Here is a 16,863-nt window from a genome sequence, read left to right as displayed (position 1 = left end):
TACAATAAAAGGAAGTATCGTACATGAAGAACTATTCGGAAATTGCTTTGAACACATTATTTGAGCGCTATGACTACTTATGCAAAGAAAAAATTTATCACGGAAAATGGTCCTATGACATCGGGGTCGTTTTACAAGGCGTGAAAGAAGCCTATGAGCAAACTGGTGACAAACGCTATTTCGACTATATCCAAAACACGATGGATTTTTATATTGACGAAGACGGTTGTATCAAAAACTATCAGATGGATGCGATGAATATCGATTACATCAATAATGGCAAATGTTTATTCTTACTATACAAAGAAACAGGTGCTTCAAAATACAAGATCGCCTTGGACACGTTGTATCAACAATTACAGCAGATGCCAAGAACAAGCGAAGGCGGGTTCTGGCATAAAAAAATCTATCCTTATCAAATGTGGTTAGATGGCTTATATATGGGGGCCCCATTTCTAACAGAATACGCACTGACATTTGAGAAAGAAGAAGTATTGGAAGATGTAATCAAGCAATTCACCTTAAGCTTTACTCATACCCTAGATCCAAAAACGGGTCTTTTGTATCACGCGTGGGATGAACAAAAAGTCCAGCCGTGGGCAGATCCTGAGACCGGTTGTTCAAAAAATTTCTGGGGACGATCAATGGGATGGTTCATGATGGCTCTCGCAGATACGATGGTGCTATTAGGGGAATCAGAGCAGAAGAATCCATTAGAAAAAATGTTTGTCTCCTGTCTAGAAGCTCTTGCTAAAGTAAGAGATCCCCAGAAAAAAGTGTGGTATCAAGTCTTAGATAAAGGCAGTGAGCGTGGGAATTATTTAGAAGCATCCGCTTCTTCAATGATTTGTTACGCAACAGCGAAAGCAGTCAAAGCAGGGATCATCGATCAAAAATGGCAAGTGTTTGCCCAAGAGACCTATCAAGGATTGCTTGATGAGTTTGTCTTTTTAACAAAAGAAGGCTGGTTGAATCTGATCAGAAACTGTGAAGTTGCTGGTCTTGGTGGCCCAGATGATCGGGATGGTACGTTTGTTTACTATATCAGTGAACCCGTTATCACAAATGATTTCAAAGGATACGGTGCCTTTTTACAAGCGAGTTTACTGCTGCAACCACTAATGGAGGAAGGAAGCAAGAAATGAATATCCAATTGACTACAGCTGATTTACAAGAAAAAGAAGGTCTGTTGACAGAAGCGATTCAAGAAAAAATTGATGAATTGCATCAACAAGGAGGAGGCAGAATCACTTTTTCCGCAGGACGCTATCCGACAGGAGCGCTCTTTTTAAAAAGTAATGTTGAACTGCACCTACTATTGGGGGCGACCCTAGTATTTTCTGATGATCCCAAAGACTATCCCGTCGTTGTGTCTCGCTGGGAAGGGGTCAAACGGGAAGTTTATGCCTCTTGTTTATATGCCGAGAATGCGGAAAATATCGCTGTCACAGGACTAGGAATGCTTGATGGACAAGGGCAAAGATGGTGGAAGACCTTTCGGGAAAACCGTGAACAGCTTGCTTATCCACGACCAAAATTAATCAGTTTTGACTCTTGCCAGCAAATTACGTTGAAAGATATCCGTCTTGTCGATTCACCAAGTTGGACCGTCAATCCGATTCTTTGCCAAGATCTAACGATCGATAATCTTCGCATCAAAAATCCAGCGGATTCGCCAAATACGGATGGGATCGATCCTGAATCTTGTAAAAATGTCCGCATCAGTAACTGTCATATCGATGTTGGCGATGATTGTATCGCCATCAAATCAGGAACGGAGGACACCAAAGAACGGGTCGCTTGTGAGAATATCACGATCGTAAATTGCCATATGCTTCATGGGCATGGGGCAGTCGTTCTAGGTAGTGAGATGAGCGGCGATATTCGTAATGTCACCATCAGTAACTGTATTTTTCAAGATACTGATCGTGGGATTCGGTTGAAATCCCGTCGGGGACGTGGCGGAACGATCGAAGATATTCGAGTGAATAACATTGTGATGGATAATGTTATCTGTCCATTCACTTTAAATCTTTACTATTTCTGTGGACCGAAAGGCAAAGAAAAGTATGTTTGGGATAAAAATCCGTACCCGATCACCGAGGAAACCCCTCATTTTCGGAGAATACATTTTGCAAATATCTCGGCTCGGAATGTTCATGCGGCCGCTGGGTTTGTTTATGGCTTGGCTGAACAATTTATTTCAGATATCACTTTCCAAGATATTGCTGTCTCTATGGCTGAACACCCAATTCCAGGAAAGCCTGCAATGATGACAGGTATCGAAGAGATGACAAAACAAGGCTTTTATATTGGCTGTGGACGGAATATTCAGTTTGATCGTATCAATTTGGAAGGCGTAACTGAAGCGTTCCATATCGAGAATAGTCGGGAAATCACCGTCACACAATCATTTGAGAATCGTCAGCCTCTGGCATTTCAAGGAGATTTTTTGTGAGGGATCCTCAGTTACTACAGCTGCTAGGTCCTGATATGAAAGTTGCACCACAAGTGGTTCAGCAAACAAAAGAGCAAGTGCAAAATTATACCTTGGAACATTTACTTCTACGATTAAATCAAGAAGAGGATGTCCCTGCATACTTTGCTTATCCTAGCTCTCAGCAACCTGTTCCACTCGTTTTGTTCAATCATTCTCATGGCGGCGACTTCACGATGGGGAAAGAAGAACTACGACAAAGTCCGTGTTATATGCAAAAAGAAAGCCTATTCGCGACATTTATGAAGTTGGGCGTCGCCGTTGGGGTGATCGACATGTGGGGCTTTGGCGAACGAAAAAACGGTGAGAATGATAGCTACAAGCGGTTTCTGTTGCAAGGCAAAACATTATGGGGACAACGAATCTATGACAATCAACAGTTTTTGACCTATCTTGCTTCCCGCAAAGAAGTGAAACATTCCGCTATCGCCACATTGGGACTTTCTATGGGCGGCTTGATGAGCTGGTGGTTGGCAGCGCTAGATGAACGGATATCAGTGGTGGTGGACATGGCAGCACAAGTGGACTATCAATCATTGATCGAAGAGGACCGTCTAAGCAAACATGGGTTTTACTATTATGTTCCTAATGTGTTGAAAGACTTTACGACTGTGGCGATCCAAAAACAGATCGCACCACGCCCGCGTTTGAGTTTGGTTGGCAAAGAGGATCGTGGCTGCCCCTCAAGCGGCGTCGCTCGTTTGGATCAGCAGCTCGGACAGCATTATGAAGCAATAGGCTATAAGGAGCATTGGCAGGCGTGTTGCTTGCCAGGCGGTCATGAAGAAACCAAGGAGATGAGAGCGCAGTGGATCGAATTTTTAAAACAGCACCTCCTATCAAGCTAAAGGTTAGTAAAGAGCCGCAAAAGGGTGATTTTACGAGTATCCAAGCAGCCGTGCTGGCTGCTGAAGCCTTAAAAGCACCTTGTGAAATCACGATCGCCTCTGGCGTGTATCAAGAACAGGTGAAAATTTATAAAAACCAGCTTACGTTGATCGCGGAACCTAACACGTTCTTATGCTACCACTTGGCTGCCGAGCAAACCGATGAAAAAGGGCAAAAAAGAGGAACGTTTCAAACAGCGACGCTCTTTATCAATAGCCGAGAAGTCTTTGTAAAAAACCTGACCATCATCAATGACGCAGGGTATGGGCAAGCAGTCGGGCAAGCAGTTGCCGTCTATATCGAAGGGGATGACATTCGCTTCGAACGCTGTCATCTCGATGCTTTTCAAGATACCTTGTGCCTGGGTCCATTGCCAAAATATACCAAAGAAGGCGAACCAATGATCAGTCCTTGGCGAAAGACAATCTTTGACCAACAACAGAGTTTGTTTTTGCATTGCAGGATCAGTGGAACAGTCGATTTTATTTTTGGCGGTGGTTCCGCCACCTTTGAAGAGTGTCGCTTGCATTGTAAAAATACACCACAAACGAACTACGTTACTGCTGTCTCAACTAGCAAACAAGCAAGCGGGTTAACCTTCGATCGGTGCCGAGTGACAGGGGACAAAGCCTATTATTTAGGCCGTCCTTGGCGTAATGACGCCAAAGTCACCTTTTTATCCTGCTGCTTTGATCAACAGCTCGCCCCTTGCGGATGGTCTGATTGGGGAAAAACAGCAAGCCACCAAACGGTCACATTCACGGAGCGAATGTGTTGTTACCAAAGAAGTCCCCAACGTCCTGAATGGGTGACTCTTGAAGGAGTGATAGAAAAATGAGCAAGGCAAAATGGTCTGGCTGGATCGGGATGGTTCTCGCTCTGGTGTTTATGGGCGGCTTTTCCTTGGCGATCAATCAAATGACTGTCCAGCAGTTCGAAGAGGTCTTTCAACGTGCGTTTCCCACTATACTGAATCAAATGACGGAAGAAGCAGCATTGGCGCAATTTCAAACACTCGGCGCTTGGTTTGGCTTCACGCTGTTGGCACTCCTGATATTGGTTTCAGTGGCGACGATGCTTGTTCGCTATCGTAATTATCGAAAGCAATCTTGTGCTATTTATTTTTTGACTGGTGTCGTGACATTGATTGGTAGTCAAATGATCGCTTTTCCGATTGCCTTTTGTTTCTTTTTAGCGGCGGGTTTTTGTTTTCTCCATCGCGATGACGGACACAAGAAAAAAACAGCGGACGCAGTCAGCAAACAAGGAGGGGTTGCATGAAGGCAATAATCAATAATCCGATTTTAAGAGGGTTTCATCCTGATCCGAGTATTTTAAAAGTCGAGGATACTTATTATTTAGCGGTTTCTTCCTTTGAGTGGTTGCCAGGAATTCGGGTCTACTGTTCTCAAGATCTAGTCAATTGGTCCCATGAAACAGATATTCTGACCAATCAAGTGGATTTATTAGGCAACGCAGCAAATTGCAGCATTTGGGCACCGCAAATCAGCTACGCAAACGGACAATACTATTGTGTCTATACAAATGTTCGCAACACGACACGCCCCTTCAAAGACTGTCGAAACTATCTCATCACGGCTCCTACGATTCATGGGCCATGGTGTGAGCCCATTTACTTAAATGGTAGTGGCTTTGATCCGTCCTTGTTTCATGATCAAGAGGGGCGTATCTGGTTATTGAATGCGCTTTGGGATTATCGTAAGGATACACCAAATAAATCGGTGGGGATCGTGCTCCAAGAATACTCTGAAGCACAAGGGTGCTTGATCGGTGACAGAGTGCCAATTTTTTCTGGAACCCAGCTGGCGAAGACTGAAGCACCGCATCTTTATTACCACAATGAGTGTTATTACTTACTGACGGCAGAAGGAGGAACGGGTGCAGGTCATGCGGTAACAGTTTGTCGTAGTAAAACCATCACTGGACCTTATGAAGTAGATCCGCATTTTCCCATGATGCGTGCCTATCAGCGCGAAGATTCCCCTTTTCAATGTACAGGTCATGGCAGTTTGACGATTGCGCCATCAGGAGAATGGGTCATGAGCTATTTGATGACTCGGCCAGTAGAAGGGGCAGCGATCCTTGGACGAGAGACAGCACTCCAAACTGTCTATTGGGATCACGAAGGATGGCTGCGTCTTAGCAATAACGATACGATCCCAGATCAAACCATCAGGCTCGCTAGCGACGCTCAGAAGCAAAGGGCATCACCTGCTGTTTTTATTGATGACTTTAAAGGATCGTTGCAAAAAGCATGGAACGGTAGACGATTGCTGCCCAATGAAGAGTGGTGCAATCTGAGTGAGCGACCAGGGTATTTGCGATTGATCGGCGGAGAATCGATGCAATCGAACTTTCATAAGCACTTATTGGCGATTCGTCAACAAGACTTTTGTTTTGAAGCTGAAACAGTGATGGAATACCACCCCCAATCGTTCAATCAGATGGCTGGATTGTCGCTTTTCTTAAATGAAGAAAACTATTTGTTTTTCTACGTAACCTATGATGAAAAAGAAGACAAGGTCCTTCGGTTGCTGCGGTGTTGTGAAGGAGAATTTCACTTGTTCCCAGATAAATTGCCCCTCGCTGCTGCAAGTGAGCCGATTGGATTGAAAGTAGTCGGTTCTTATCTAGAAGCCCAATGGTTCTATCGGCAATCACAAACGTGGCATCCCTTTAAAAAGCAAAACATCCAGTTCTTGTCTGGTGGTTTTACGGGGAATTTCATTGGAATCAGTGCCCATGATTTAGATCACTTTGGCAAAAGCTATGCCGATTTTGAATATTTTACGTATCAAGGGAAAGATCCGCTCGATGATGGCTCCCTAAAAATAGAGAAAGAAGGTTAACAAATGAAAAAGTTGAAAGTTGCAAGTTTATTATTATGTGCTGGACTGTTTTTAGCAGGCTGCGGCGATGGTGGAGGTTCACCTGAAGGACCAGAAAGCGAAGGGAAATCAAGTATTTCGTGGATGGCGATGCTACATACTGCTTCCCCACCATCTGGAGATGTCACGCAAAAGTTAGAAGAATACACAGGGGTCGAGATCGACTTTACGTGGGTGCCAGATGCTTCAAAAACAGAACGCTTGAATGCAGCATTGGCGTCGAATTCTTTAGCAGATATCGTTAGTCTGACAGAAATCAATAACACAACCGTCCGCAGCTCACTCGCATCTGGAATGTTCTGGGATGTGGAACCCTATTTAGAAGAGTTCCCGAATTTGGCAGAAATTTCCGAAGATCGGTTAGAGTCTTCTCGAATTGATGGTCGAATCTATGGTGTTCCGTTTTTAAAACCGATCGCTCGTTATGGCGTCCTTGTCAGAAAAGATTGGTTGGATAATTTAGGCTTGGACGTGCCATCGACATTAGAAGAATTAGCTGCTGTCGCCCAAGCCTTTACGGAAGATGATCCAGATGGAAACGGTGCGGATGATACGGTTGGTTTCGTAGAGCGTGATGAGTCCTTTAACGTTGGGTTCCGTTCGCTTTCAGGTTACTTTGGTGCAGACAATTGGTTTACGATCACGGATGATGATGAAGTGATGCCATCCTTTATGCAACCAGAATACAAAGAAGCAATGGAATGGTTCCGTAATATCTATGATAACGGCTGGATGAATTCTGATTTTGCGGTAATGGCGAAAAATGATCAGAAGAACTATATCGTTCAAGGTCGTGGTGGGATCGTGTTGAGTGGTTTGCAAGAAGTACGTAACTACATTGATGATGCAGCTGGTACTGATGAAGAGCATATGGAATGGGTCTTGATCAATGATATCGTCCATGAAAACGTGGAACGTCGTATCCTTTCTGATACCAATGGTGGAATGGGCGGCTGGTTAGCCATTCCGAAAAACAATGTTGAAACCGAAGAAGACTTACGTGTTGTTTTGAAATTTATCAATGATTTGATGGACGAAGAGCCGTTTACGTTGATGACGCAAGGGATCGAAGGGGTCCATTATGAAATTGATGATGAGGGTGTCTATGTCCGTTTAGATGATACGAAGTGGCAACAAGAAGTACAACCATTTTCTTCGTCTCGTCCATCCGAATTAGTAACAGTTTTCCCTTCAAGCAACCCATATGTCAACTTAGCCAATGAAAAGATTCGCGAAAATGAAGAGTTTGCGGTGATCAATCCTGCACAATCGCTGACCTCTGAAACCTATGATCGTTCATGGTCAAGCTTGATTGAAGGAATCTCAGACGCTTACTACCAATATATGACTGGGGAAATCGAGATCGATGGGTTTGATACAGCGATCAAAACCTTCTTAAGAAATGGTGGACAGCAAATCATTGACGAGTTCACGGAAGACTATCGTTCACAACAATAAAGGTCACAAAAGGTTCTGATCATCTATTGAGAAGAAATGGATGAAGTGAGGAGCCGCTACTGCTGAAAGATTTGAAGACCAAGACCAGTTGAAGTGATTGGCTGCTTGGTCTTCTTTTTGCTTCAAAAGCAGTGAAGAAAGGAGAAGCTATGTTTCAACTAACTGTTCGGGGGCATGATTTAAAGAATTATGGGTCCCCAGAAGAATTAGCGCAAAAAATTGCCGCCCAATACATTCATAACATTCAATTTGCATTAAATAAATCCTTCCCACAATGGGCAGAGCCAGAGCAATTAAGCCCTGGTTTAGGCCGCTTTTTCAAACGAGTTTTTGGTCAATCTCACGTTCAGGTCGCTTTATTAAGTTGTTATTGTAATCTGATCCATCCTGATCTGGAAAAACGGGAAGCGATTTTATCCAGATTCGAGACCTATCTCGCACATGCCAAATATTTTGATGCAGCTATGGTCGCAAGTGAAACTGGTTCGGTTTTGCCAAATATGGGGTATACCGAGGAAAATTTTAGTGACGTCGTTTTCGATGATTTGGTTCAGGTGATCAAGCGTTTGGTCCAAGTGGCTAAGAGACATCAAGTGATGCTAGGAATTGAAGCGGGCTTGAATCATCCACTATCATCGATCGACCGAATCGAAGAATTGCTGGAACGGGTACCCTCTGACTATTTAGGGATCATCTTTGATCCAACCAATCTGATTACTGCGAAGAACTATCAAGAGCAAGTCGCTTTGACAAGGGAAGCTTTTTCTCGCTTTGGCGATGCCATCGTTTGCTTGCACTTGAAAGACTATCAAGTAATCGATGGGAAAATCAAGGTAGTCCCATTGGGAGAAGGAATGATTGATTATCAACAACTATTGGCCATCACCGCTGAATACAAGCCTTATTGTTATGTTGTGTTAGAAGGGACGACCGAAGAAGCGATGCAGCCAGCCATTTCACTGATTGAAGCATTGAAAAAGTGAGGCAGATGTCTTTGATTGTGACTGATGTGGAAATGCTTTATTTCAAGGAATCACGGGAGATCACGGAATCCTTTCCTCAACAAGCAGATTTATTTACTTACTAAAAGTTAGTGCTATACTTAAAGGTACAAGTGAATTTAACTGTTTAGAAAAGAGGAAATAGCGATGAAAATGATTCAATCCACCTATCAAATCGATGCAGCAGCCGCAATTGGCAAAGTCGTTTTAAAAGTAGCAAACATAGAAAAAATGAGCCAGTTTTATTCGGACGTGATCGGCCTGACTTTATTGGAGCAAAGTGTAGATCACGCGCGATTAGGCGTGGGAGCGCAAGCGCTTTTAGTTCTAGAGAAGGTGAGTGATCCGTTGCCTTTGACACGGAAAACAGGCCTTTTCCATACGGCGTTTCTTTTGCCTAGCCGTAAAGACCTAGGAAATATGCTGATTCATTATTTGGAAGCCAAAGCTCCCCTGGATGGTGCCAGCGATCATGGATATAGTGAAGCGTTATACCTGAGCGATCCAGAAGGAAATGGGATCGAAGTGTATCGTGACAAACCGATGAGTGAATGGGATATTCGAGCAGATGGTGAGATCGTAGGCGTTACTATCGAAATGGACGCGCAAGGCGTGCTGGGAGCCGCTGACCGATCTCAAACGACCTTTCCAGTTGGCACCACGGTGGGGCATGTCCATTTGAAAGTGGCGGACTTGGCAAAAACAGAAGAATTCTACACAGAAGTTTTAGGCATGCGTTTGACCTCAGATTTTGGTAGCCAAGCAAAGTTTTTTGCTGCTGGTGCGTATCATCACCATATCGGATCGAATATTTGGATGGGAAGAAATGTTCCAGCTATGGAAGAACAGGATCTAGGCTTAGCGTACTTTACGATCGTTTTGCCAGCTTTGGCTTTTTCTACGTTACGAAGTCATCTCAAGGCAAGAGGCGTTTCGTATGAGTTAGAAACAGACAGCCGCTTGCATTTGACTGATCCGAATGGGATCAATCTGATCATCGAAAGAAAGAATCAGCCTTAAGATGGAGGTTTTTTCATTCATTAAATGAGAGAATAACCTATAATCAAGTAAAAGGAGAGCAAGCATGAAAAAAAACGGGGCGGGACAATCACTATTTCTAGCATTATTGATCAGCATGGGCTTATTTTTCTTTGTCCAAGGGAAACAATTAATAGAAAGTGGGGCGTCTCCTGTGATTTTTATTGCTTTTTCGGCTTTTGCAGGAATTATCGGAGTTGGTGTCTATGGTCTTCAAGCAATAATGAAGCAGCATCGGCGCAAAGCCATGGTACCAATCAAAACCAAAAAATAAAGAAACCGACCAATCTTAAACAGGAAGATTGGTCGTTTTTTTGTTTAAGCTAAGACAAAATGGGAAATGGGGTCTCGTCCCCTACATATTAATTTTCCATGTTTTCAATCGCAAATTCGATCTCATCAGGTGAGAAGCCGTTCCCTTCAAGATGAGCAGCCATATTTCTTTGACGGATCCCTAACACCCGACGGGATTGATTGGCGCGTCCTAAAGCATGGCGATACCAATCTACATCTAGGGTTTCTAGTGCCCATTGTGTTTCCTCCGCAGTAAAACCTTCTGTTTCTAACAGTTCTGCCATCTCTTGTTTTGAATAAAAGCGACGATTTCCTTGCGCTCTAACGAGGAAAAAGGCTTCAAGTTCTCGTTCTGTCGCATTGTTTTCGCGCTCATAGCGTGCTGCTACAGTCGGGGCGAGATGAAACCCTGCTAAAATCGTTTCCTCGGTCACTTCGTTATCAAACACGTAGGTTCTGAACTGAAAACGATTGTCGTTTTCCAGTTCAAGCCATAGTGATTCAACCAGAAATCGATAACCGTATGGAATCGTTTCATAAACAGCATCGGCAATTTCGTAAAAATAAGCGGAAACGGCTTCGTAAGGAGTCATTATCTCGGGAACGATTTCCGTCGTTTGTCCATTAAACAAAGTGATTGCGGAAGGGGAGGTCTCACCAGCATTCGTAAATGTGAGAATCCCCACTGGCTCATGTTTTGTTGAAAAGACATTCATGGTCACACCGTTCGCCAAATCAATCGCACTCTGCCACTCGATTTCTTGGTCTTCGCTTTGTTGGTGTAAGTGCTCAAGTGTATCAGGTGTCAAACCAAGCTTTTCTCGTGTATCTTCATTGATTCCTTCTTCATCGGCAAGAGGATTGTTTGCTCCAGCGGTCACTAGTGCCAAATCCTCTTCGTATTCGTTGAATAATTCTTGCAATTTTGCTCGTCTACTGACGATGATCGGGCTCTCTTCATGGATGGCAAGTAAGGCTTCGATACGGCCATTGCGAGCGGCAACCCAACTGGGCATATCCAGATAGCGAGCTTCGATCGCTTCTTGAGCGAGTGCGATCATTGTTTCCGTGTTTTCAATGAATGCCGCCTTGTGTTTTGAGTTGCTATTGACCTGGTCTAGAAAGGCCAATTCTGCTTCTTTGCCTCGAATCATCAGTTCGAGATTTTCAATACTTAAATCATAAGTAAGATTTTCTGCATGATAGGTATGTTCCCAACCAGCATCTAAAGCTGCACCGATGCGTTCAGAAAGTTCCTCAGGGCTTGCTGAATTTATCGTCCCACATCCTGAAATCAGGGACAGTATTAGTAATAAAGGCAACAAAACTTGTTTTTTCATTTTTCTCCTCCTCGTGAGACTCTAGTAAACCTCGCCAATTTGTACGAATGAACGCATCAGAGCACTTTCTTGGGTATAAACATAGCCACAATATAAGGGACATCAACTGACCCCCAAAGTTAGACCAAAAAACCTAACTTTTTGGGGTCACTACAACAGCATATGGGCATCGCGATGCCCTTTTCTTCGCTAGCTTTTAGTTACCTATGTTTGTCATCGCGTAGTCGATTTGTTCTTCTGAAAAGTCTTCAAAAGTCAATAACCGGCGAATGTTGTCAGGAGGAAGACTCATCAAGGAATGGTAACTATTTGCTTTCTTCAACGCCTGCTCGTTCCAATCAATCGTGAGCTGATCAACTGCCCATTGTGCATCATTATGGGTAAACCCTTCAAATTCTAATTGTTGTATCAATCGTGCACGTGAGAAAGCCATGAGGTTCGTATAGGATTCGGCACGAGCGATCGCTCGTCTTTGTTCTGAAGATCCTTCATTCTCGGTCTGAGTTTGTTCGTCATTGTTTTGCTCTTGCTGCAAAGCCGAAGCTGCGTCTTGTTTGGCGTTTGCTTCTTGAAGCTGTTGATACACGGTAGTGACCATGTCTTGATCAATGTCATGATCAAAGCCATAGGTCATCACCGCCAGCTGATGTTCATCAGAAGATTGATCGAATCGATTCATAAACATCAACGATTCACGAGGAATATTTACGGCGAGCGCTCGTAAAATCGTTTCATAGAAAGCAGCTTTTTGCTCGTCGGCAGTTTCCCGATTCAGAACAGTAAACCCAGATGCGTACTCCTCATCGGGCATCGCAAAAACGAAGACGTCAACATTTGTTTCGCTTGTGTGGTAAACGGTGGCAGTGAGTCCATCGTCAAGTTCGATTGTGCGATGAAGAGTAAGCGCATCTTCTGTGAGCTGCTGAAGCTGCTCGATATCGTCTGCCAAAAGCCCCAGCTTTTCCCGCGGATCGGCTTCAGGAATCGTTTCGTTTGCTACCTCTAGTAGACTGTTGAGGTTGTCTTGATTACTGAGGATGATCGGACTTTTTTCATGGATTGCAGCAAGGGCTTGGCTGCGACCAATGCGAGCGGCAAACCAAGCAGGGACATCGATCCGACGCTCCACTAACGCTCGTTCAGCGGTTGCCATCAAATCAATCGTGTGGCTGATCAATTGCTGAAGGTTTTCGTCGGAAGAATCAAGTTCTTCCAAAATAGCCAGTTCGGCTTGGCTGCCGGCAATCAGCAATTCTAAGGTTGCTGGTTGATAATAGGCCCAACCCGTTCCAGACTGGTTTGTATATTCCAGTCGTGCGTCGATGCCAAGCGCAACGGTCTCTGACAGTTCTTCATCTGCCTTCGTGCAGCCGATAAGCAAAATAACGAATGACAATAGGGTGATCAGTATTCTTTTTTTCATTAGACTCCTTCTTTCTATCGAAAGTAACTGAGAAAACGGTCGGCAGAGGTTGGTTCATCTGGGGGAAGGAGGAGGGCAGGTGAATGGAAAAAATGTTGAAAAGATTTCCATCACAAGTTCATTCAAGCAATTGTTTCTGATACGCTAATAAGAAAAGACGGAACATTGAACTAAATTTTATGAATAATCGTTATATTATTCATTTTATATGAAAAATATCACTAAATGAAACGATAAAAGGATTTTTATTGGATTGTTTATCTTTGGGGAAAGGAAGGTTACTCTCAACTTTTGAGGAGTAGGTACTCAAGATCAAAGCGATCGAGGGAATTCATTGAAGGATCACCAAGGGGGGATCTTTTGTGCAAACAAAAAAAAGCTTCCCACAATGGGGAAGCTGTAAGGATGCGGAAAATGGGATTTGAACCCACACGAGCGATTGCTCACAAGACCCTCAATCTTGCACGTCTGCCATTCCGTCATTTCCGCAAATACTATAGAAGGAAACGCAGGCTGAGGTAGTTCTGTCACGCCGCGTCTAGAAAATATCTTACCTGATTTTCAGCAGGTTTGTCAATAACTTTTCCAAATGCTATTTGAAAGAATTTTCAGACTTTAGATTGCATTTTTTTCCATAAAAGGTATGCTAAAAGAATGAATAATTTTTTTTGAGAGGAGAGCAAATGAACTATTTTAAAAACCAACTGGCAAAAGCTGTTAAGCAGAAAACATTCATCTTCCTACTCATTGGAGCCTTTAGTTTAGGCTGTTGTTTTTCCATTTATTTGAAACTAATGGAACCTGTCAACTTGCCTGCTACCATTACCGCAGAAAAAGCGGAGGCTTCACGGCTTGTTGATCGCTACCAAGCCAATCAATCTGGTTCACCGGATGAGCAAGAGGTATATCAGCTATTACTTGATAACAATACTCTGACCTCACGGCAGCTGTCCAACTTGATTATGGAGGAATATGAACGATTTAATCAAACGAGTATTCAAATGGCGGAGCTAAAAAAGCAGATTTGGGCGTCTTCAGTTGATGACAAAGCCTTTTTACCGCCGATGTGGTCGATCGAACAAGAGCAAACGGTCTATCAAGCCTTAGTCGAGCAACAAAAAGATCCGGTTCTCACGGCTGCCAATACCCAGACGGCTGTCGCTTTGGCAATAACGTTTTTACTGAATTTTGGGTTCTTCTTCTGGGCTTTTTTTGCTAGTGACAATTTATTAGAAGAAAGAGAACACTTCTCCTTGATCCGCTCATACCCACAGATTTTCCCGATTCGGATGGTCAGTAAGGTTTTTGTCAAAACGATCACCAGTTTAGGAATCTTGCTCGTGTTTTTCTTAGGCGTCTTTCTTTCAATGAGCCTTCTGGGGGAGTTCGGGGATTGGCAGTATCCAGTAGCCGTCTATCTCAGTGGGGATTGGGTAGCCTTACCTTTTTGGCAGAGTGTTTTATCTAGTATGGTTTCTTTTGCCTTGCTGATTGGTTTGATCGAATGCTTAGGTTTTGTCATGAACATGGTCGCAGCCAATCGATACGTCTCTTTCTTTTTACTGGTGCTTTTTTATGGATTCGGCTTGATTCCGATGCTGCAAAAGATCCCTATATTACCAGTTCATCTAGCTGCTATGGATAAATTTTATTCGGGTGCCTTTGCTTTGGGCTCTGGCACTTCTTGGGGCGTCTATGCCAGTTGGCTGCTGACGCTAGTGTGGATCTTCCTTTGTTTAAGCATCATGCTTGTTGCGGATAAACAGAATCGCTTGTTGAGAGGAGGTAAAGAATGAAAGACTATTTTTTCTTTGAATTACGCCAGCTGTTAAAAAGCAAGAAAACCATTGGCCTTTTTTGCTTGCTGCTGATCTACAGCGGCGTTTACAGTTTTTGGCAAAGAGACTTTCGCCCGATTGAACGAGTAGATAAAACAGAAATGCAACAACGCTATACCGTGCGACAAGATTTTCTTGATCAACAAGCAGCCAATCCCTCTGACCATTGGTCGGCATTCATGGCAGTCGAAATGTTTACCCCATGGAATGAAGCAGAAAAACAACGGCTCGACGCGCTAGCCGAGAAAGACTGGCAAGCATACGCACAAAGCACAAGTACTTGGTACCATCTCGCTTTGCAATTTACCGATGAACGAAATATATTTTATACCCCTGATTATTACACGTTTCGAAATTACTATGCTGGGTATGACGGGCGCTTCGGCTATGCATCAACCGCAAAACTGATGGAGGCTTTTAGCCAGCTGCCCAATAGCAAACTCTCTCAAGCAGTCATGGAGCAAAAAACGGGGGTGCAAGCATTACAGCGAAGCTTTACTGAATATTTACCGATTCTATTAATTGCTGTTTCTTTATTTTTGGCGATCGATTGTCTACCAAAAGAACGAAGACATAAATCTCTGTTTCTTTCACTGCCATTATCGACAGAAGAGATCCTTTGGAGCAAAACGGCAGCGTTGATGGTTGGTTCTGCAATCGCAACGCTAGGAACCATGTTCTTTATCTGGTTTGGCTCTGGTATTCAATTCGGCTTTGGCTCCTTGGAACTGCCAGTCACGATTTTATCATCGTCCTTTGATGCCCGCTACCCGATCACCGATTTCAATGCTTTTGAAACACAAGCCATCGGTCTTTTTTTAAGTCAATGTTTTCTTGCAACGCTTTTCTTGCAGTTTCTTTATTGTCGCGGCATCTTGCTGTTCAGTGCCCTGTTTCGCTCAGAGCTGATTAATCTGCTTGTGGCTGGTTTTTGTTTGCTTTCGCCCTTTCTTTTCCAACGGCGCTGGTTTAGTGCCTACCTTGATAAAACGCTGTATGTCTATCTGTATCAAAATGTGGGACAAGTCCTTTCAGGCTGGACACGCTTTTACTTTGGTTCTGCAGGATTTACGATGGAAAAAGGCTTACTTTTATTAGGCGGGGTTTGGCTTCTGATCGAATTGTGTTTCTTTTTGACGATCCAACGCAAAAAATTTCATTTGGCATAGGAGGAACGATATGTTAGAACTGAAAAATGTGACTGTCACGTATACGAGAAAAGTATTGGATCAACTTTCCGTTGCTTTTTCTCCCGGGGAGATCGTCGGGTTAGTCGCCCCTAACGGCACTGGGAAATCCACGCTACTGAATGTGGCGATGAATTTCATCCAGCCGAATGAAGGCGCAGTATTTTTAAACGGCAGTCAAGTATATGTGACCAAAAAATCAGAAGTGGCAGCGCATCAACAAATTTCATTTTTTCCTGACCAAAATGATTTGTACAATGATTTAAGCGGACTCGAGCATCTGAAACTGTATCAGCGAATGTGGCGTTCAGAGGAACGCTTGGTGGAAGAAACGATTGCTCGTTTGCGAATGAGCGATTATATCAAACGCCCAGTGAGAACCTATTCGCTGGGGATGCGGCAACGTCTGTGTTTTGCGATGCAGATCGTGACAGATACGCCATACATGCTGATGGATGAGGTGATGAATGGCTTAGATCCGACAAATGTCGAATTGATCTCTAACGTGTTGAAAGCCTTGCGGGAGCAAAAGAAAGCGATCGTGATCGCTTCGCATATTCTGACGAATTTAGATTCTTACGCGGATCGGGTCTTGTTTTTAAAAGACGGTAAGATCATTCACGAATACCTTGGCCGCAAGTCATTGGTCAATGAACCCTTGTATGTAAAGACGGACTCGGCGGATTTCTTGGTGGCTTTTCCAGAGTTAACGACAGTGACTATCGATCTGCAAGGGCGGATCTATCTAGTAGAAATCAACGATCCGCAGTTGCCGCAACGTTTTATCGCAGCAGGAATCACTGATTTTTCGGTGGGGCATTTGGCGTTAAATGAATTGTACTTGAAGTATTTTCCTGAAAATTTCTGAATGAACCAAATTCAGTGGATGAACGCAGGGCAAGCCCTCTCGACCGAGAGGTGAAAAATTTTCGCCACAGTTAAAATTTTTTTGCTATAATAGGTTCAATCTGAAAAGAGATCAACGACGAG

The 16,863-nt window shown here is 43.6% G+C and carries 15 protein-coding genes and 1 tRNA gene; 13 read left to right on the top strand and 3 right to left on the bottom strand.

The window, feature by feature from the left end; translation table 11 throughout:
- The first annotated feature begins 23 nt into the window (after positions 1-23).
- From IGJ25_RS10805 to IGJ25_RS10760, 10 genes are all read left to right on the top strand, one after another.
- Positions 24-1,145 (top strand): glycoside hydrolase family 88/105 protein, encoded by a 1,122-nt coding sequence (locus tag IGJ25_RS10805; protein WP_225001076.1) that lies wholly within the window; start codon positions 24-26, stop codon positions 1,143-1,145.
- Positions 1,142-2,458 carry a glycoside hydrolase family 28 protein gene (locus IGJ25_RS10800; RefSeq protein WP_249850238.1) on the top strand — a complete coding sequence of 439 codons (1,317 nt, stop codon included), beginning with the start codon at positions 1,142-1,144 and terminating at the stop codon, positions 2,456-2,458. Before IGJ25_RS10805 ends, IGJ25_RS10800 begins: the two co-directional genes overlap by 4 nt.
- Positions 2,455-3,345, top strand: a complete 891-nt coding sequence (locus tag IGJ25_RS10795) for a dienelactone hydrolase family protein (protein WP_438779317.1) — start codon at positions 2,455-2,457, stop codon at positions 3,343-3,345. The genes IGJ25_RS10800 and IGJ25_RS10795 overlap by 4 nt, the downstream gene beginning before the upstream one ends.
- Positions 3,306-4,223, top strand: coding sequence for a pectinesterase family protein (locus tag IGJ25_RS10790; protein WP_225001078.1), 918 nt, complete (start codon positions 3,306-3,308; stop codon positions 4,221-4,223). Before IGJ25_RS10795 ends, IGJ25_RS10790 begins: the two co-directional genes overlap by 40 nt.
- The gene (locus IGJ25_RS10785) at positions 4,220-4,666 is read left to right on the top strand and encodes a DUF4064 domain-containing protein (protein WP_225001079.1); all 447 of its coding nucleotides are present in this window, start codon (positions 4,220-4,222) and stop codon (positions 4,664-4,666) included. Before IGJ25_RS10790 ends, IGJ25_RS10785 begins: the two co-directional genes overlap by 4 nt.
- A complete protein-coding gene (locus IGJ25_RS10780) occupies positions 4,663-6,255 on the top strand; it encodes a glycoside hydrolase family 43 protein (protein ID WP_142973245.1) in 1,593 nt (530 codons plus the stop codon). The genes IGJ25_RS10785 and IGJ25_RS10780 overlap by 4 nt, the downstream gene beginning before the upstream one ends.
- A 3-nt stretch (positions 6,256-6,258) precedes the next feature.
- Positions 6,259-7,752 (top strand): extracellular solute-binding protein, encoded by a 1,494-nt coding sequence (locus IGJ25_RS10775; protein ID WP_438779316.1) that lies wholly within the window; start codon positions 6,259-6,261, stop codon positions 7,750-7,752.
- Positions 7,753-7,901: 149 nt separating this feature from the next.
- Entirely contained in the window at positions 7,902-8,735 is an 834-nt protein-coding gene (locus tag IGJ25_RS10770; RefSeq protein WP_225001080.1) for a sugar phosphate isomerase/epimerase family protein, read from the top strand.
- A 165-nt stretch (positions 8,736-8,900) separates the two neighbouring features.
- Positions 8,901-9,773, top strand: a complete 873-nt coding sequence (locus tag IGJ25_RS10765) for a VOC family protein (RefSeq protein WP_225001081.1) — start codon at positions 8,901-8,903, stop codon at positions 9,771-9,773.
- Positions 9,774-9,837: 64 nt separating this feature from the next.
- Complete coding sequence (locus IGJ25_RS10760; protein WP_005229963.1) at positions 9,838-10,065, top strand: hypothetical protein; 228 nt, start codon at positions 9,838-9,840, stop codon at positions 10,063-10,065.
- Between the two features lie 88 nt (positions 10,066-10,153).
- Here the strand turns inward: IGJ25_RS10760 and IGJ25_RS10755 are convergent, their stop codons facing one another.
- From IGJ25_RS10755 to IGJ25_RS10745, 3 genes are all read right to left on the bottom strand, one after another.
- Positions 10,154-11,425: a hypothetical protein gene (locus IGJ25_RS10755; RefSeq protein WP_225001082.1), complete on the bottom strand. Its 1,272-nt coding sequence runs from the start codon at positions 11,423-11,425 to the stop codon at positions 10,154-10,156.
- A 196-nt stretch (positions 11,426-11,621) separates the two neighbouring features.
- Positions 11,622-12,848, bottom strand: coding sequence for an Ltp family lipoprotein (locus IGJ25_RS10750; protein WP_225001083.1), 1,227 nt, complete (start codon positions 12,846-12,848; stop codon positions 11,622-11,624).
- Between the two features lie 406 nt (positions 12,849-13,254).
- Positions 13,255-13,337: transfer RNA gene (locus IGJ25_RS10745), tRNA-Leu, on the bottom strand.
- Positions 13,338-13,531: 194 nt separating this feature from the next.
- Between IGJ25_RS10745 and IGJ25_RS10740 the strand changes: the two genes are divergently transcribed.
- From IGJ25_RS10740 to IGJ25_RS10730, 3 genes are read left to right on the top strand one after another with little or no spacing between them, the layout of a single operon-like run.
- On the top strand, positions 13,532-14,644 hold the full coding sequence (locus IGJ25_RS10740; RefSeq protein ID WP_225001084.1) for a hypothetical protein: 1,113 nt from the start codon (positions 13,532-13,534) through the stop codon (positions 14,642-14,644).
- Positions 14,641-15,855, top strand: a complete 1,215-nt coding sequence (locus IGJ25_RS10735) for an ABC transporter permease subunit (RefSeq protein ID WP_115232460.1) — start codon at positions 14,641-14,643, stop codon at positions 15,853-15,855. The genes IGJ25_RS10740 and IGJ25_RS10735 overlap by 4 nt, the downstream gene beginning before the upstream one ends.
- Before the next feature lie 10 nt (positions 15,856-15,865).
- Positions 15,866-16,741 (top strand): ABC transporter ATP-binding protein, encoded by an 876-nt coding sequence (locus tag IGJ25_RS10730; protein ID WP_225001085.1) that lies wholly within the window; start codon positions 15,866-15,868, stop codon positions 16,739-16,741.
- Positions 16,742-16,863: the final 122 nt, after the last annotated feature.

Source organism: Enterococcus sp. DIV0240d (assembly GCF_051711245.1).
In the GTDB taxonomy this organism is placed as follows: Bacteria; Bacillota; Bacilli; order Lactobacillales; family Enterococcaceae; genus Enterococcus_D; species Enterococcus_D casseliflavus.
The sequence above is the reverse complement of the archived record's forward strand: the minus strand, read 5'-3'. Positions and strand labels throughout refer to the sequence as shown.

Excerpts from the sequence above, each read along its gene's own strand:
- IGJ25_RS10805 (WP_225001076.1), top strand. The coding sequence starts at position 24 with ATGAAGAACTATTCGGAAATTGCTTTGAACACATTATTTGAGCGCTAT.
- IGJ25_RS10800 (WP_249850238.1), top strand. The coding sequence starts at position 1,142 with ATGAATATCCAATTGACTACAGCTGATTTACAAGAAAAAGAAGGTCTG.
- IGJ25_RS10785 (WP_225001079.1), top strand. The coding sequence starts at position 4,220 with ATGAGCAAGGCAAAATGGTCTGGCTGGATCGGGATGGTTCTCGCTCTG.
- IGJ25_RS10780 (WP_142973245.1), top strand. The coding sequence starts at position 4,663 with ATGAAGGCAATAATCAATAATCCGATTTTAAGAGGGTTTCATCCTGAT.
- IGJ25_RS10775 (WP_438779316.1), top strand. The coding sequence starts at position 6,259 with ATGAAAAAGTTGAAAGTTGCAAGTTTATTATTATGTGCTGGACTGTTT.
- IGJ25_RS10770 (WP_225001080.1), top strand. The coding sequence starts at position 7,902 with ATGTTTCAACTAACTGTTCGGGGGCATGATTTAAAGAATTATGGGTCC.
- IGJ25_RS10765 (WP_225001081.1), top strand. The coding sequence starts at position 8,901 with ATGAAAATGATTCAATCCACCTATCAAATCGATGCAGCAGCCGCAATT.
- IGJ25_RS10760 (WP_005229963.1), top strand. The coding sequence starts at position 9,838 with ATGAAAAAAAACGGGGCGGGACAATCACTATTTCTAGCATTATTGATC.
- IGJ25_RS10755 (WP_225001082.1), bottom strand. The coding sequence starts at position 11,425 with ATGAAAAAACAAGTTTTGTTGCCTTTATTACTAATACTGTCCCTGATT.
- IGJ25_RS10750 (WP_225001083.1), bottom strand. The coding sequence starts at position 12,848 with ATGAAAAAAAGAATACTGATCACCCTATTGTCATTCGTTATTTTGCTT.
- IGJ25_RS10740 (WP_225001084.1), top strand. The coding sequence starts at position 13,532 with ATGAACTATTTTAAAAACCAACTGGCAAAAGCTGTTAAGCAGAAAACA.
- IGJ25_RS10735 (WP_115232460.1), top strand. The coding sequence starts at position 14,641 with ATGAAAGACTATTTTTTCTTTGAATTACGCCAGCTGTTAAAAAGCAAG.
- IGJ25_RS10730 (WP_225001085.1), top strand. The coding sequence starts at position 15,866 with ATGTTAGAACTGAAAAATGTGACTGTCACGTATACGAGAAAAGTATTG.